This is a genomic window from Georgenia sp., assembly GCF_054605595.1.
The window spans coordinates 1-16,074 of the sequence record NZ_JBTSDU010000066.1 but is presented as its reverse complement, the minus strand read 5'-3'; the positions used below and the strand labels follow the sequence as shown (position 1 = coordinate 16,074).

At 70.6% G+C, this 16,074-nt stretch carries 12 protein-coding genes and 1 pseudogene; 10 read left to right on the top strand and 3 right to left on the bottom strand.

Annotation, left to right across the window (positions count from 1 at the left end; all coding sequences use genetic code 11):
* Both ACYC1Z_RS09090 and ACYC1Z_RS09085 read left to right on the top strand, forming a co-directional pair.
* Positions 1 to 238: pseudogene (locus ACYC1Z_RS09090) on the top strand (FAD-binding oxidoreductase); the annotation flags it as partial.
* 26 nt (positions 239 to 264) lie between these two features.
* Entirely contained in the window at positions 265 to 1,776 is a 1,512-nt protein-coding gene (locus ACYC1Z_RS09085) for a (Fe-S)-binding protein (protein WP_461409206.1), read from the top strand.
* A 293-nt stretch (positions 1,777 to 2,069) separates the two neighbouring features.
* Here ACYC1Z_RS09085 and ACYC1Z_RS09080 read toward each other — a convergent pair whose 3' ends face one another.
* On the bottom strand, positions 2,070 to 3,887 hold the full coding sequence (locus tag ACYC1Z_RS09080) for an L-lactate permease (RefSeq protein WP_461409204.1): 1,818 nt from the start codon (positions 3,885 to 3,887) through the stop codon (positions 2,070 to 2,072).
* Between the two features lie 286 nt (positions 3,888 to 4,173).
* Here ACYC1Z_RS09080 and ACYC1Z_RS09075 point away from each other — a divergent pair, with 286 nt between their 5' ends.
* The 4 genes from ACYC1Z_RS09075 to ACYC1Z_RS09060 are packed head-to-tail and all read left to right on the top strand — an operon-like array spanning position 4,174 to position 7,373.
* Complete coding sequence (locus ACYC1Z_RS09075; RefSeq protein ID WP_461409203.1) at positions 4,174 to 4,911, top strand: ABC transporter ATP-binding protein; 738 nt, start codon at positions 4,174 to 4,176, stop codon at positions 4,909 to 4,911.
* A complete protein-coding gene (locus ACYC1Z_RS09070; protein ID WP_461409202.1) occupies positions 4,908 to 5,807 on the top strand; it encodes an ABC transporter permease in 900 nt (299 codons plus the stop codon). Before ACYC1Z_RS09075 ends, ACYC1Z_RS09070 begins: the two co-directional genes overlap by 4 nt.
* Positions 5,800 to 6,771, top strand: a complete 972-nt coding sequence (locus ACYC1Z_RS09065) for an ABC transporter permease (RefSeq protein ID WP_461409201.1) — start codon at positions 5,800 to 5,802, stop codon at positions 6,769 to 6,771. Before ACYC1Z_RS09070 ends, ACYC1Z_RS09065 begins: the two co-directional genes overlap by 8 nt.
* The gene (locus ACYC1Z_RS09060) at positions 6,768 to 7,373 is read left to right on the top strand and encodes a hypothetical protein (RefSeq protein ID WP_461409200.1); all 606 of its coding nucleotides are present in this window, start codon (positions 6,768 to 6,770) and stop codon (positions 7,371 to 7,373) included. Before ACYC1Z_RS09065 ends, ACYC1Z_RS09060 begins: the two co-directional genes overlap by 4 nt.
* Before the next feature lie 403 nt (positions 7,374 to 7,776).
* Here ACYC1Z_RS09060 and ACYC1Z_RS09055 read toward each other — a convergent pair whose 3' ends face one another.
* Together ACYC1Z_RS09055 and ACYC1Z_RS09050 are read right to left on the bottom strand one after the other, a co-directional pair.
* The gene (locus ACYC1Z_RS09055; protein ID WP_461409199.1) at positions 7,777 to 8,421 is read right to left on the bottom strand and encodes a response regulator; all 645 of its coding nucleotides are present in this window, start codon (positions 8,419 to 8,421) and stop codon (positions 7,777 to 7,779) included.
* Positions 8,418 to 9,671 (bottom strand): sensor histidine kinase, encoded by a 1,254-nt coding sequence (locus tag ACYC1Z_RS09050; protein WP_461409198.1) that lies wholly within the window; start codon positions 9,669 to 9,671, stop codon positions 8,418 to 8,420. The genes ACYC1Z_RS09055 and ACYC1Z_RS09050 overlap by 4 nt, the downstream gene beginning before the upstream one ends.
* Before the next feature lie 225 nt (positions 9,672 to 9,896).
* Between ACYC1Z_RS09050 and ACYC1Z_RS09045 the strand changes: the two genes are divergently transcribed.
* The 4 genes from ACYC1Z_RS09045 to recQ all read left to right on the top strand — a co-directional run.
* Positions 9,897 to 10,955: an ABC transporter permease gene (locus tag ACYC1Z_RS09045; RefSeq protein ID WP_461409197.1), complete on the top strand. Its 1,059-nt coding sequence runs from the start codon at positions 9,897 to 9,899 to the stop codon at positions 10,953 to 10,955.
* On the top strand, positions 10,952 to 11,632 hold the full coding sequence (locus ACYC1Z_RS09040; RefSeq protein ID WP_461409196.1) for an ABC transporter ATP-binding protein: 681 nt from the start codon (positions 10,952 to 10,954) through the stop codon (positions 11,630 to 11,632). The genes ACYC1Z_RS09045 and ACYC1Z_RS09040 overlap by 4 nt, the downstream gene beginning before the upstream one ends.
* Before the next feature lie 377 nt (positions 11,633 to 12,009).
* On the top strand, positions 12,010 to 14,145 hold the full coding sequence (locus tag ACYC1Z_RS09035) for a DEAD/DEAH box helicase (RefSeq protein WP_461409195.1): 2,136 nt from the start codon (positions 12,010 to 12,012) through the stop codon (positions 14,143 to 14,145).
* Positions 14,146 to 14,339: 194 nt separating this feature from the next.
* Positions 14,340 to 16,074, top strand: a 1,735-nt coding sequence (recQ, locus tag ACYC1Z_RS09030) for a DNA helicase RecQ (RefSeq protein ID WP_461409205.1), incomplete at its 3' end; no start/stop codon positions are given.

The window sequence follows — 16,074 nt, the reverse complement described above, 5'->3', positions numbered from 1 at the left end:
CCACGTCGGCCTCACCGCCCCCGCACCGGATGCCGTTGCCGCGGTCCTGGCGGACCTGCGCGCCGTTGCGCCCACGCCGCGGGAGGGCACCGTCGTCGTCCTGACGGCCCCCGCCGAGCTGCGCGACGGACTGGACGTGTGGGGGCCGGTCGCCGGTCTCGGCCTCATGCAGGGCATCAAGGCGCAGCTCGACCCCGGTCGCAACCTCGCACCGGGCCGGTTCGTGGGAGGAATCTGATGAGCGTCGACGCGACGAAGGGGACCATGGGCTCGGTCGAGCCGGCGCAGTCGGGCACGACGCTGCCGGACGTGCTGACGCCGGCGGCCTTCGACGACCACCACCCGCCCGCCCGCGAGCTCATCGACGACTGTGTCCACTGCGGCTTCTGCCTCCCGGCCTGCCCCACGTACAACCTGTGGGGCGAGGAGATGGACTCCCCCCGCGGGCGCATCTACCTCATGAAGGAAGGGCTCGAGGGCGAGCCCATGAGCCCGTCGATGGTCGAGCACATCGACAACTGTCTCGGGTGCATGGCGTGCGTGACGGCCTGCCCCTCGGGCGTGCAGTACGACAAGCTCATCGAGGCCACCCGCCAGCAGGTCCAGCGGCGCGGCTCCCAGCACCGCTCGGTCGGGGAGCGGGCCGTGCGGGAGGCGATCTTCGCCCTCTTCCCGCGGCCGGGCCGGCTCCGGCTGATGCGCGGGCCGCTCGCCCTGTACCAACGCAGCGGGCTCTCCAAGCTCGTTCGCGGCTCGGGAGTGCTGGAGAAGATCTCCCCGACGCTGGCCACGATGGAGGCCATCGCGCCGCCGGTACAGCGTCAGGTCCGCATCCCCGAGGTCATGCCCGCCAAGGGCCCGCACCGGATGACGGTGGGCATGCTGCTCGGCTGTGTGCAGCGCGAGTTCTACCCCGACGTCAACGCCGCCACGGTGCGCGTGCTCAACATGGAGGGCTGCGACGTCGTCACCCCGCCCGCGCAGCAGTGCTGCGGGGCGCTGTCGGTCCACGCCGGCCGCGAGGAGGAGGGGCTGCGCTACGCCCGGGCGCTCATCGACGCGTTCAGCGACGCCGGCGTCGAACGCATCGTCGTCAACTCCGCGGGCTGTGGGTCGACGATGAAGGACTACGCGCACCTGCTCGGCGACGACCCCGCCTACGCAGCGCGTGCGCGGGCGTTCGCCGAGCGGGTCCGCGACATCTCCGAGATCCTCGTCGAGCTCGGCCCGGTCGCCGAGCGGCACCCGCTGCCGGTCACGCTCGCCTACCACGACGCCTGCCACCTCTCCCACGCCCAGGGCGTGCGGGCACAGCCCCGCCGGCTCCTGCGCGGGATCCCGGGAGTGACCGTCAAGGAGATAGCCGACGGCGACCTGTGCTGCGGGTCGGCGGGCATCTACAACCTCGTGCGCCCCGAGCCGGCACGCGAGCTCGGCGACCGCAAGGCCACCAACGTCGCGGCCACCCAGGCCGAGCTGCTCGTGACCTCCAACCCCGGCTGCCTGCTCCAGATCACCGACGCCCTCGGGCGTCAGGGCAAGCACATGGCGACGGCGCACATGATCCTCGTGCTCGACGCATCCCTGCGCGGGCTGCCGGTGCGAACGCTCCTGGAGAACCCACCGCGCAAGGACCCGAGACGGCCGAAGGCGGGCCGGTCCGGTGCCGGCCCGGTGCCGGCGGAAGCCTCCGCCGGCACCGGTGCCGTGGTGGCCCCCGAGGCCGCCGGCGGGCACGGCACCTGCGCCTGCGGCGGGGGAGGGTGTGAGGGTTGAGTCCGCGGCCCAGCTGCAGGGCGGGGCCGGAGCACCGAGGAACCTCGGGAGCGGTGTCGCGCGAGCGGCGCCGCTGCGTCGTGCGTGGGGCGGCCGTGCCGGCCGTCGTGGGTGGTGGGCCGTGCCGGCCGTCGTGGCGGTGGCAGGTGCACCCGTCCTTCGGGCCGGTCGCGCCCTGGGTAGGGGTCCTCTCCCTGGAGATCGTGCGTGGCTCGAGGGACGGGACCCCCGACCATGGTGGCCGGGGGTCCCGTCGTCCTTCGAGCACGCGGCCGTGGAAGTGGCCGGAAGGGTCACATCTTCGCGAGCTGCAGCTCCTTGTTCTCCGTCAGCGGCGCGGTCCAGAGCTTCCACGCGGTCAACGCGAGGGTGAGGTAGACGAGGACGAACACGACGAGCCCGATGTTGAATCCGATCCCGAAGATCCACATGTACGCGATCGCTCCGGCAGCCAAGACGTAGTACGTCATGGGCAGGATCGTCTTGCGCATGAGGTCGCCCTCGCGGCCGAGGAGGCCGACGGTAGCGGCCGCGGCGACGACGTTGTGGACCGCGACCATGTTGCCGGCGGCGCCGCCGACAGCCTGGGCGGCCACCACCGTCTCGGGGCTGGCGGCCCCGATCGCCTCTCCGGTGGAGAACTGGAACAGCGAGAACATCATGTTCGACACGGTGTTGGAGCCCGCGACGAACGCGCCCAGCGCCCCGATGGCGGGTGCGAGGATCGGCCAGTTGGTCCCGGCCACCGTCGCGGCGCCCTCCGCCAGGGTCAGCGGCATGGAGGCGTAGCCGGCGTCGTTGAACTGCGTGCCGGAGTTGATGAAGATCCGGACCAGCGGCAGCGCGGTGAGCAGGGCGAAGGCCGCCCCGAGCAGCTGGCTGCTGGCCACCTTCCACGACGAGGCGATCTGCTTGCCGCGCATCCGGTGCAGCACGTAGGTGATGAGGATCGCCAACAGGAAGATGGCGCCCGGGGAGTACAGCAGGTCCATGTTCTGGGAGATCCCGGATCCGAAGATGTCCTGGACCTTGATCACCGCTGGACCCGTGAGGAAGGCCTTGACGGCCGGGATGTTGCGGGTGACGAGCAGCAGCAGGGCCACGATGACGTAGGGCGACCAGGCGCGGGCCATCGACATCCGCTTGGTGAGGTGAGCCGCCTCCTCGGCCGGGTTGACCGTGCCCATCCATCGGGGGTTCCATCGCCGACGCGGGGGGAAGTCCCACACGTCCTTCGGCATGAGGAAGCCCCTGGACGAGGTGAACATGACGACCACCAGCCCGATGAACCCGCCGAGCAGGGCGGGGAACTCCGGGCCGAGCAGGTAGGCCACCGTCAGGTAGGGCAGGATCATCGCCAGCGCCGCGTAGAGAGCGAAGGGGGCGACGGCGAGGCCGGCCCGGAAGTCGCGCTTCTCGCCGAAGAATCCGGTCATCAGGGTGACCATGAAGAGCGGCACGAGCAGGCCGACGATGGCGTGGATCGTGGCCACCTGAGTGGCCGTGTGCGCGATGAACTCGCTCTGGTCCAGGCCGAGCACGCCCGCACGGGCAGCGGCGTTGTCGACGAGCGTGCCGTCCGTACCCGACAGGCCGGTGCCGATGCCGACGTTCATCGGGGTTCCGACAGCGCCGAAACTCACGGGCGTGGACTGGATGATCAGGCCCGCCATGACGGCCGCCATGGCGGGGAAGCCCAAGGCGAGGAGCAGCGGCGAGACCACCGCGGCCGGGGTGCCGAACCCCGCGGCACCCTCGATGAAGGAACCGAAGAGCCAGGCGATGATGATGACCTGGATCCGGCGGTCCGCACTGATGCGGGTGAACCCGGCCCGGATGGAGTCCAGTGCCCCGCTCTTGGTGATGGTCTCGAGGAGCAGCAACGCCCCGAAGACGATCCACAGCAGGCCGATGGCGATGAGCACGCCCTGCACCGCAGAGGCGGCGATGGCGGTCCAGCTCATCCGCCACACGGCCGCCGCGATGATGACGACGGCGATGAGGCCCACCGGCATGGCGTACTTGGCCGGCCAGCGCAATCCGATGAGGAGCGTGCCGACGATGAGAATCGGCAACGCCGCGAGTAGTGCCAGAACAGCTAGGTTGTCCACGAGTCCTCCCAGGGACCGGCATCCTTGCCGGTCATGTCGTGACATTTCACGCTGCGGAACAGAGCGTTCACCAACGGAGTAACGACAGGACAGTAGTGTGCGTCGACCGCGAGGGCAACACCCCAGCCACGTTGTGACCACAAGGGCCGGACGGGTCGGACAGGCGAAGGAAGCCCAGCACCGCCGCGAATCGTGGCGGGCCCTTGCTGCGGTTCTCGGCGTGCCCGCATGCGGGGGCTGAGGTCGCTCAGGGGTTGCACAGGATCACTTTCCTAGCGTGTGGCTCATGAACGACATCGCGATCGAATCGGTCGGCTTGGCGAAGTCCTATGGCGACAAGCCGGCCCTCGGTGGCCTCGACCTGACCATCTCATCGGGCGAGATCTTCGGCCTGCTCGGCCACAACGGGGCCGGTAAGACCACGACGGTGAACATCCTCACCACGCTCCTGGCTCCCACGCGCGGATCAGTCCGCGTGGCCGGCGCGGATTGTGTCCGGGACGCGGACCGGGTGCGCCGCCTGATCGGGTACCTGCCCGAGAACGTCCAGTTCTACGACAACCTCACCACGATGGAGAACCTGCGATTCTTCGCCCACCTGTCGGGTGTGCGTAGACCGGACGCCCGGATTCACGAGGTGCTGGCGTACTTGGACTTCACGGGGCACGACGATGCCCGGGTCGGCACGTTCAGCAAGGGGATGCGCCAGCGCGTCGGCATTGCGCAGGCGATCCTGCACCGGCCCACCGTGCTCTTCCTCGACGAACCGACCTCCGGGTTGGACCCGGAGGGGGTTCGTCAGCTGCGTGAGGTCATCATCGGGTTGAACCGTGACCTCGGCATGACCATCTTCATGAACACGCACCTGCTGTCCGAGGTGACGATGACGTGCACCAGCATCGGCATTCTCAGCCACGGGCACCTCGTCCACCATGACTCCCTCGCGGCGACTCTGGGCTCGTTCCCCGACGAGGGATCCCTGGAGGACATCTACATGCGGATCGAATCGGCGGTCGTCCGATGAGGGCGCTGACCAGCGTGGCCAGGAAGGAACTGGTCAGCTTGGGTCGGGAACGGCTGCCCCTGGTGATGCTCGTCGTCTTCGTGGTGATGGCCTCGCTGTCCGGTCTCATCGGCTGGCTGACGAACACCACGGTGAGCAGCGTGTGGCTGAAGACCGTTCAGGCCGGCCTGACGCGGGCACCCGACCCGTTCGCGAACGTCTCACCCCTGTACTACACGCGCAACTCCGTGATCTACCTGATCCTGATCGGCGCACTGATGGCGATCGTGGTCGGGGTGACTTCGGCGCTGCGTGACCGCAAGGCACGGGCGGTTGATCTGGTGCTCAGCCGCCCGGTGAGCCCGCGATCGTACGTGATGGGCAAGGTGACCGGAATCGGGTTGTGGCTCGGGGCGGTGCTCGCCTTCGTCGCGGGTATCACCTGGGGGAGCGTGTCGGTCATCACCCAGCACGCGCTCGGCGTGGGGGACTCCGCACGGATCGGCGGCTTCTTCCTTCTCGCCTGGGTGCTGCTGCTCGAGTTCGCGGTCCTGGGACTGTTGGCCGGCGTGTACAGCACACGGGAGACGACGGCGCTGCTGGTCCCGATCAGCCTGTGGAGTGTCGTGGTGTTCGTGCTGCCACAGATCGGGACCGCCGCCACCCCGGTATCGCTGCTGAACCCGGTCCCCGCGGTCGCGGTGGCGGGTGGCGGGTTCGACACCCTCAACAACGTCCTCGGTCCGGTCTCGGTGACCGAGCAGTTCAAGACCGCGAGCGGGCTCATCACGGCCAACCCGGATGCCACCGGGAGCCTGGCCGCAAGCCTGCTCGCCGTGGGGCTACCCCTCGTGGTGGGACTGGTCGTGCTGGCTTCGACTCGACGTGAACGACTTCGGGAGGCTCTCCGTGACTAGCACCGTGACCATGATGCGCAAGGAGTTCCTCGACCTGCGCCGTAACCGCTTCCTGCTGGTCGTCCTGGGCTTCGTGCTGGTCGCCGTCGTGATTTCGGTGGTGGTGTCGGCCTCGGCGTTCCGGGTGACGCTCGATGAGTACGACGCCTATCTGGCTGCTCTCCAGGCGTCGGGCAACACCACCGTCCCGCCACAACCGCAGTTGTACCCGTTGCAGATGCTCCGGGGCAGCATCGAGTACGTGGAGATTCTCGGGGCGCTGTTCGCGATCATCATGGGCTACGGCGCCATCGCGCGGGAGAAGCAGCGCGGCACCCTCGACCTGATCTTCAGCAGGCCGGTCGGGCGGTACGCCTTCGCGGCCGGGAAGGTCGCTGCACTGGCGGTTGCGTGGCTGGTCGCCGTCGCCGTGATCTTCGGTTCCGTCACGGCCGCCGTCGCGGTCGTGGGTCATGCCCCGCTGCCGGGCGTCGACGTGGATCGCATCCTCATCAGTGCCCTCGCGGCCTGGGTCTACCTGGTGGCGTGGAGCGCGCTGGCGGTGGGCCTCGCGTCATCGACGAAGCGACTGAGCACCGCACTGATCATCGCCCTGGTGGCGTGGCTGACCGTGGTGCTGATCATCCCCCAGATCGGCGACACGATGGACCCCGACAACCAGGTCCCCGGCGGCTTGTTCAAGAGCCTGCAGATCGCCAAGCCCGACGAGCAGGCGGTGCTGGCGAACTTCGCCGGCTTCGACGCTGCCCGTAACGCGCTCGAGATCTCCTCCGTCACCAAACACTTCGAACGGTTCTCGTTCGCCGTCCTCGGCATCAAGGACACGTTCAACCAGCAACCCGTGGCCACCGTCGTGGCTGCGACGTCGGCGAATGTCATCGCACTGGGGGCCGCGTCGATCGCCGCCGTCAGCTTTGCCGTCCGCACCACCACCCGAACCAGACTGCTCAGGAGAACCCCATGAAGAACACCGCATCCCGCAAGACCCTCGTCGGCGTCACCGCAAGCCTGCTCCTGGTCGCGACCGCGCTGGCCGGCTGCTCGGCGGCCGGCGGGACGGCCGGCCCGACGACGACGTCCACGAGCGCCGGCGCCGCCGGCACCCCCACCGCCACCACTGCCGGCGTTGTGCTGCCGGTGACGTCGAACCCCATTGTCAAGACGGCTACGGAGCCGACGCTGGAGATCACGTACGCGGCGGCCGAGGACAACGTCGACCCCGCCACGGGCAAGGCGATCACCGACCGGTTGGAGCTGACCCTGAAGAACACGGGCACCACGGCGCTGGACGGGTTCGAGGCCTACTACGAGATGACGGACGTCACCACCGGCCAGAAGGAGGCCTACTACCAGAAGCTCGATGGGGTGCAACTCCCGGCCGGCCAGGAGACCACGATCTACTTCGACAACGAGACCGGTCCCGGCCACTTCCCGGAGAACCGGTTCAGCCTGTACCGCGGCTCCACCAATGAGGTGGACTTCGCGATCCAGGTCAGTGCCACCGGGGCGAAGATCGCCACGGGCACCGCAGTGAAGGCGGTCGGCACCGGCGAGCAGGCCGACTGAACACGGAAGGGGCGCCCGGAGGTCCCCGGCGCCCCACCTTCGCGTGGGGTCGGAGGTGATCCGTGCGGCGAGAACGTCACGATGAGGATTCGTGCACGACGTCATGCCGGCGTGCAGGTCCGGCCCACGGGAGCCGTCGCCGAACTCTCCGGGATCGCGGCGGCGCGTGATCCGTTCGCCTCATACGCAGCCCCGTGGCCCGTGCGAAGGTGCGGCAATGCCCCTGAACTTCACCGCCATCGACTTCGAGGTGGCGAACCACGCTCGGTCCTCGGTCCGCACGATCGGTATGGCACGTGTTCGTGACGGCGACATCGTCGAGTCCTACCACCGGTTGGTCTGCCCACCGCAGGGTGCCACCTCGGTCACGAACACGTGGGTGCACGGCATCGGACCGGGAGTCTCACGCGGACGGGCTGCTGTGTCGGATCAGGCCTCGGTCAACGGCGGCGGCGACGGCTGCGGTGCGCGAATCCACGTCGAGCTTGGTGAAGATGTGGACCAGGTGAGACTTGACCGTGGCCTGGGACACGAACAACCGCTGGGCGATCTGCTGGTTGGGCAGGCCCGCCGCCACCAGCACGAGTACCTCGGTCTCGCGGCTGCTGAGGGACTGGGTGGGGGCACGCATCCGGTCGATGAGCCGGCCGGCGATGGCCGGGGCGAGGGCGGACAGGCCCGCGGCGGCATTTCGTACCGCCGCCACCAGCTCCTCGGGCGGCGCGTCCTTGAGGAGGTAGCCGGCGGCGCCGGCCTCGACGGCGGTGATGATGTCGGCCTCGGTGTCATAGGTGGTGAGGACGATCACGCGTGGTGCGGCGGGCTGCGCGGTGATCTGCCTGGTTGCTGCGGCGCCGCCCAGGCCGGGGCCGAATTGCAGGTCCATGAGGACGACGTCGACGTCGCCCGCGCCGGCCCGTTCGATGGCGGCTTCGGCGGTGGCGACGTCGTCGACGACCACGAGGTCGGGCTCTACCTCCAGGACGGCTCGCAGGCCGGCGCGGACGACGGGGTGGTCATCGGCCAGCAGGAGACGGATGGCGGTCACCGGGACCGGCCCGTCGCGGCCGTGATGTCGACCCTGTCGAAGCGGACGGAGACCGCCGTGCCGTGCCCGGGTCGGGACTCCACGCTGAGGGACCCGCCGAGCTCAGCCGTCCTGGAGCGCATCGACCGCAGGCCGAAACCACCCTCCCGAGAGTCGACCGGGTCGTCGGTGCTCAGCGTCAGGGGGTCGAATCCGACCCCGTCGTCGACGATGTCCAGCGCCACCGCGGCGTCCATGACGGTGAGGGTGACGTCGGCGCGGGTGGCACCGGAGTGCTGGGCGGTGTTGCCGAGGGAGGCCTGGGCGATCCGCAGCAGGGCCACCTCGACCGGGGTCGGCAGCGGAATGGGCGACCCTTCGTGGTGGAAGGTGACGTCGATGCCGCTCCGGGCCGCTGTGGTCGTGCAGAGTCGTTCCAGGGCCGCGGGCAGGGCGGATTCCGTCAGGTCGACCGGGCTCAGGGCGCGAACGAAACGACGGGCCTCGGCCAGGTTGTCCTGGGCGGCCTGGCGGGCCTGCTCGACCAGGGTGGCGGTGCGGGCGGGGTCGGGGGAGCGGGTCGTCGCCTGCAGGAGCAGCTGGATGCTGGAGAGCCCCTGGGCAAGGGTGTCGTGGATCTCCCTGGCCAGGCGCTCACGCTCGTCCAGGACTCCGGCGCGGCGTTCTGCGGCGGCCAGCTCGTCCCGGGTCCGGCCGAGCTGGACGATGAGACGTCGTCGCTGTTCCGACTCCGCCTGCAGTGCCTGGTAGCCCAGGACGGTGGCGATCACGACCACGGCGCCCAGCACGGGGCCGATGACCATGGCCGCCGTCAGCTGGTGGTGGTGCCATGCGAATCCCGCGACCGCAGCCGCGGTCGTGACGGCCACCGCCACGAGCCCGGCTCGCCGTGGAAGCAGGTGCAGCAGCAAGAATGACCAGGGAAAGGCCAGATAGATGGCGTCCGGGGTCAGTGCCAGCATCACCAGCCACACCGACAGCAGCAGCGCGAGCCAGACGCCGGCCGTCCGGGCCGACCGGTCGACGGCGGCCGAGCGCGGTCCGGCGAAATAGAGCACCCCGACGAGCACGGCGGTGGCCACCACCCAAGGCCACCCCCCGCCCCGGCCGACGACGCCGCGTCCGGCCGCCAGGACGAGCAGTCCCGCGACCAACAGGTGGAGGCCCTGGCGGAGCAGTACCGGGACCGGCGCCGGTGTGCGCCCCGAGGCGGACACTGCGATGGGTGGCTGGATCGCACCATGGCTCATGTCCTGACCAGACTACGGCGCACACCTGCCGTGCGGCATCCATCGAATGGTTGAGCCCGCAGTGCTTCCTTCGACGCGCGGGAACCGTTCGCAGGCTGGATGCGGCCGGCACCCCGGATCGAGGAGCGTTGACCCTGACGCCGCAGACCGCGGCGGAGTCGGCCGACCGAGCCCGTCGCACGGGCGAGTGTGCCTGGCCGGCGCATCCCGAAAGGAAACCACGGCGTGTTCGTCGCCATCCGAGATCTCCGCTTCGCCAAGGGACGGTTCGCCCTGATGGGCACCGTCGTCACCCTCATCACCATGCTCGTCGTCCTGCTGTCCGGCCTCACCGCCGGCCTCGGCCGGGCCAACACCTCCGCCATCACCGACCTGCCCGTGGACCACCTGGTCTTCTCGGCCCCGGCCGACGGCCAGGAGCTCTCGTTCACCGAGTCCGCCCTCCCCGCCGCCGTCCAGCAAGACTGGTCCCAGGTCCCCGGTGTGGTGCGCGCCGACCCCATCACCATCACCATCAGCCGCGCCGGTGCCGGCGGACGCACCGCCGGCGTCGCCGTCTTCGCCCTTCCCCCGGGTTCACCGCTGGCCCCGCAGGTCGGCACCGGACGGGTCGTCATGTCCACCAAGGCCGCCACGACCCTCGGCGTGTCCGCGGACGACCAGGTGGACCTCGCCGGACGGCGCGTCCGCGTTGCCGCCGTGTCGGGCGACGACGAGTTCTCCCACGCCCCGGTGGTGTGGGCGTCCACCGCGGACTCGCCGGGCACCGGGCAGCCGCCGGGGACGGCCACCGTCCTGGCCCTGACCACGCTCGGTGCAGACCTCGGCGGTGCCGACCAGCGGCTGGACACCGTCACGGTGACACCTTCCGCGTCGCTGCCCGCGATCGGCGCCTACACCTCGGAGAACGGTTCCCTGCAGCTGATGCGGGCCCTGCTGTTCGCCATCTCCGCCCTGGTGATCGGTGCCTTCTTCACCGTGTGGACCGTCCAACGCAGCGGCGAGATCGCCATCCTCAAGGCCGTCGGCGCCTCCACCGGCTACCTGCTCAGGGATGCCCTGGGGCAGGCACTGGCCCTGCTCGGTGCCGGCACCGTCATCGGCACGGCCGCCGCCGCGGGCATCGGAGCCTTGGCGCGGACGGCCGTCCCGTTCGTCCTCGACCTGCCCACCCTGCTGTTCCCCGCCGTGGTGATGATCGTGCTCGGGCTGGGCGGCGCAGCCGTCGCGCTGCGCAGTGTCACCAATGTTGATCCCCTCACCGCTCTTGGGAGTGCTCGATGACCCTCCACCTCGACGCCGTCACCCTGACCTACCCCGACGGTGACCGGCGGCTCACCGCCCTCGACCGGGTCAGCCTCACCGCAGAGCCCGGCACGCTGACCGCGATCGTGGGGCCTTCCGGATCCGGCAAGTCCAGCCTGCTGGCCGTCGCGGCCACCCTGATCAGCCCGGACTCCGGCCAGGTCCTGCTCGACGGCCGCGACCTCACGCGGCTGAGCCGCCCGGAGAGCGCACGAGCGCGTAGGGAGGAGATTGGCATCGTCTTCCAGAGCTCGAACCTGCTCGCCTCCCTCACCGCCGTCGACCAGCTCCTGGTCGTCGCCCACCTGGCCGGCCGCGACATGAACGCCGCGCGCGGCCGGGCCATCGACCTGCTCGACGCCGTCGGTCTGGGCGCCCAGGCCGACCGGCGTCCGCACCAGCTCTCCGGGGGCCAGCGGCAGCGAGTGACGATCGCCCGCGGCCTGATGAACCAGCCCTCGCTGCTGCTGGTGGACGAACCCACCAGTGCCCTGGACACCCACCGTGGGGGAGCCGTCCTCGCCCTGCTCCGCCAGCTGACCACCGAGCGTGACCTGACCACCGTGATGGTCACGCACAACCGCGATCACCTCGTCGACGCGGACCGGGTCACCGAGATCATCGACGGCAGGACCCGTCAGCTCGCGAACTGGTGACGGTCGAGCACGAGCCCCCACGCGTTCGCCCGAGGGGAGCCCGTGACGGTGCCGGAGGGGTGGGCCGGGTCACCCGGTCGCCGTCCGCCACGGCCTGCCGCCGGTCGGCCACACGGACACACCGGCTACCTCCGGGGCAGGGGGACCGGGTACGGGGGATCCGGGCGGCGTGTCGAAGGGGTAACCTGGTGGCGGTGACACCGGCAGGCTGCCGGGCCGTTTCGAGTCCGTCGCGTCGATCTCCACGACGATCCGCGGGACCGGCCCAGTGCCCGGTGGCACCGGCTCGGCGTCCTCATGGGCGCCTATCCACCCGGCCGCGGGGCTGGTGGGGCGTCTCCCCACCGTGACCGGTCGGCAACGCTGGAGGAGGACTCTTGGCTCGACGAGCCCAACGTCAGTCGAGCGCGCGTCGGACATCGCCCCGCAGCCCGGGGCGGGCCCGCCATCACGACAACGAGGGCATCATGCCGGTGCTCGCGCGAGTCGTGCGCGACGTCGAGGCGTCGGTGCAGCGCGGGCGCGTGACACCGTCGACCCGGACCACGTTCCAGGTGATCGCGGTGCTGGTGCGCGAGGAGCGGGCGCGACTCAAGGCCGACGGGTCGATCGGGGAGACCCGGCGTGCCGAGGAGCTCAAGCGCCTCGACGGCATCGCCGTCATCCTGGCGACCACGGCGGCACGCAACATGTCCCTGATGAAGCTGCTCGACTCCGCGGCGCCCCTCTCGGACGCGGCCCGGGCGCTCAAGCGTGACCTGCTCCGCGACGCCGGTTTCGAGGTCGCGGAGGATGAGGAGGAGGTACCGCCGTCGGAACCCCCGGAGGACCTCGCCGGTGCATCGCGTCGGGTGGTGCCGCAGTCGGTCATCTCCCGACAGCTCGCCAACCCCTTCCTCGCCCCCGATTTCGAGGTCGCCGCCAAGCGCCGTGTCCAGCCGCGCCGCCTGGCCGGCTGGGAGCTGCTCGGCCCGCTGTACAAGGCGTTCGAGATGGGCGGCGCCTCCTCGTGCATGGCGCTGCCCGAGCCGACGACGCTCGGCGTGCCGAACGGCCGCAAGCTCATGCCGCACCAGGCGCGCATGATCGCGGCCGCCGAAGCGGGGCACCGGACCTTCCTCCTGGCGGACGAACCCGGCCTGGGCAAGACGGCGCAGGCGCTGCTCGCGGCCGAGGCCGCGAAGGCCTACCCGCTGCTCGTCGTCGTACCCAACGTGGTCAAGACAAACTGGGCGCGCGAGGTCGGCCTGTGGACGCCGCACCGCCGGGCGACCGTGATCCACGGCGACGGCGACTCCGTCGACGCGTTCGCGGACATCATCATCGTCAACTACGAGGTGCTCGACCGGCACGTGGGCTGGATCGGCGATCTCGGCTTCCTGGGCATGGCCGTCGACGAGGCGCACTACATCAAGAACAAGAAGTCCCAGCGCTCCCAGCACGTGCTCCAGATCGCCGAGCGGATCCGCTACCGCACGGGCAACCCGCTGCTCATGGCGCTGACCGGCACGCCCCTGATCAACGACATCGAGGACTTCCAGGCCATCTGGGAGTTCCTCGGCTGGATCGACGACAAGAAGCCGCTCGGCGAGCTCATGGCGGCCCTCGAGGAGACCGGCCTGACGCCGGCCGACCACGCCTTCTACGCCGCAGCGCGAAGCGCGGTCATCGAGCAAGGGATCGTCCGTCGCCGCAAGATCGACGTCGCCGCGGACATCCCGCCCCGCCGCGTCGCCGACCTGCCCGTCGAGCTCGACGACGAGGCCGGCCGGTCCATCCGCGCGGCCGAACGTGCCCTCACGCGGCGTCTCGTGGCGCGCTACGAGAAGGCGCTCGAGGTCCGCACCAGCGTCGTCGACGGCATCGACCACGACCTCGTGCGCCAGGTCGCCAGGTGGGAGATCACCGGCAAGGCGGCGAAGTCCGAGGAGAACGTCTTCGCCATGATGCGGCGCCTCGGACAGGCGAAGGCGGGCCTAGCGGCCGACTACGCCGCGCAGCTCGCCCGCAGCGTCGGCAAGGTGGTCTTCTTCGCCAAGCACATCGACGTCATGGACGCCGCGGAGGAGTCCTTCGCCCGGCTGGGCCTGCGGTACTCCTCGATCCGTGGCGAGCAGACAGCGTCGGTGCGGCAGAAGAACATCGACGCCTTCACCACCGACGCCGAGGTCGCGATCGCGGTCTGCTCACTGACCGCCGCCGGGGTCGGGATCAACCTGCAGGTCGCCTCCAACATGGTGCTCGCGGAGCTCTCCTGGACGGACGCGGAGCAGACCCAGGCCATCGACCGGATCCACCGCATCGGCCAGGCGGAACCCGTCACTGCGTGGCGGATCATCGCCGCGCAGACCATCGACGCACGGATCGCGGAACTCATCGACAGCAAGGCCGGGCTCGCCGCCCGGGCGCTCGACGGGTCCTCCGACGAGTTGGCGTCCTCGACCGACATCCAGCTGGAAGCCCTCGTCGCGCTCCTCACGGACGCGCTGGGGGAGCGGCAGGCCGTCGCCTGACGTCCTGGTCGGACGGCTGAGACACCCAAGGCCACGGGGGACCGCCCCCCGCCGCCACGTAGGCTGGTGCGGTGCCCGAGACCTGGACCGCCCCGCCACCCGACTGGGACGAACCCCCGCCGGACGCGTTGACCGAGTGGGACCTCCCCGCCAGCGAGCACGCCGAGGTCCCGGCCCCCCGCCCCGGCACCGCGGTGCCGGCCAGGGTCGCGACCTCGGCCTCCGCTCCCCTTGAGACGCTCACCAGCGTGTGGGGCTACGACGAGTTCCGTGGTGAGCAGGCCGAGGTCATCGATACCGTCACCCGCGGCGGCGACGCACTGGTCCTCATGCCCACCGGCGGCGGCAAGAGCCTGTGCTACCAGATCCCCGCGCTGGTCCGCGACGGCACCGGCGTCGTCATCAGCCCGCTCATCGCGCTCATGCACGACCAGGTCGACGCCCTCGAACAGCTCGGGGTGCGCGCCGCGTTCCTGAACTCGACCCAGTCGGTCGAGGAGCGCCGCGCTGTCGAGCGGCGGCTCCTGGGCGGCGAGCTGGACCTGCTCTACCTGGCCCCCGAGCGGCTGCCGGCCGTCGCCGACCTGCTCGACCGGGCCAGCGTCGCCCTGTTCGCCATCGACGAGGCCCACTGCGTGGCCCAGTGGGGCCACGACTTCCGGCCCGACTACCTCAAGCTGTCGATGCTGCACGAACGCTGGCCCGCCGTCCCACGCATCGCCCTCACCGCGACGGCCACCGCCGAAACCCGCGAGGAGATCGTGCGGAATCTCGACCTCGGTGACGCGCGCGTCTTCGTCTCCAGCTTCGACCGGCCCAACATCCAGTACCGGATCGCGCCCAAGCAGGACGCCAAGGGCCAGCTGCTGCAGATCATCGAGGCCGAGCACCCCGGTGAGGCCGGCATCGTCTACTGCCTCAGTCGCGCCTCCGTCGAACGCACCGCCGATTGGCTCGCCGGCAAGGGCGTCACCGCACTGCCGTACCACGCGGGCCTGCCCGCCGAGACGCGCTCGCGCAACCAGGCTCGGTTCCTGCGCGAGGACGGCGTCGTCATGGTCGCCACCATTGCCTTCGGCATGGGCATCGACAAGCCCGACGTCCGATTCGTGGCCCACCTCGACCTGCCCAAGAGCATCGAGGGCTACTACCAGGAGACCGGTCGCGCCGGCCGGGACGGTCTGCCGTCGACCGCGTGGCTCGCGTACGGGCTGCAGGACGTCGTCCAGCAGCGGCGGATGATCGCCGACGGCGAGGGGGACCGGCAGCGCAAGCGCGCCCAGTCCCTCCATCTCGACGCGATGCTCGCCCTGTGCGAGACGGTGGGGTGCCGCCGGCAGCAGCTTCTCGGGTACTTCGGCCAGGAGAGCGAGCCGTGCGGCAACTGCGACACGTGTCTCACCCCGCCCGAGGCCTTCGACGGCACGGTTCCGGCGCAGAAGCTCCTGTCGACCATCGTCCGGCTGCAGCGCGAGCGCGGTCAGCAGTTCGGTGCGGGCCACCTGGTGGACATCCTGCTCGGGCGCGAGACCGAGCGGACGGTGCGGCAGCGGCACACCGAGCTCAGCACGTTCGGCGTCGGCACGGAGCTCGGCGAGACGGAGTGGCGCGGCGTCGTGCGTCAGCTGCTCGCGCAGGGCCTGCTCGAGGTTCAGGGCGAGTACGGCGTCCTCGCCATCACCGCGGCCGCGCGCGAGGTGCTCGGCGGCAGCCGCGAGGTGCGGCTGCGCCGCGAGCCCGAGCGCGTGCGTGCCGCGCGAAAGGCCAGGGTCAGGGCCGTCCCGGCCGAGCTGGACGAGCCGCAGCAGGAGCTGTTCCAGCGGCTGCGTGCCTGGCGGGCCGGGGTCGCGAAGGAGCAGGCCCTCCCCGCCTACGTCGTCTTCAACGACGCCACCCTCGCGGGCATCGCCCGGACCCGACCCGCGGACG

Coding starts and splice junctions, on each gene's coding strand:
- ACYC1Z_RS09085 (WP_461409206.1), top strand. CDS start 265: ATGGGCTCGGTCGAGCCGGCGCAGTCGGGCACGACGCTGCCGGACGTG.
- ACYC1Z_RS09075 (WP_461409203.1), top strand. CDS start 4,174: ATGAACGACATCGCGATCGAATCGGTCGGCTTGGCGAAGTCCTATGGC.
- ACYC1Z_RS09070 (WP_461409202.1), top strand. CDS start 4,908: ATGAGGGCGCTGACCAGCGTGGCCAGGAAGGAACTGGTCAGCTTGGGT.
- ACYC1Z_RS09060 (WP_461409200.1), top strand. CDS start 6,768: ATGAAGAACACCGCATCCCGCAAGACCCTCGTCGGCGTCACCGCAAGC.
- ACYC1Z_RS09050 (WP_461409198.1), bottom strand. CDS start 9,671: ATGAGCCATGGTGCGATCCAGCCACCCATCGCAGTGTCCGCCTCGGGG.
- ACYC1Z_RS09040 (WP_461409196.1), top strand. CDS start 10,952: ATGACCCTCCACCTCGACGCCGTCACCCTGACCTACCCCGACGGTGAC.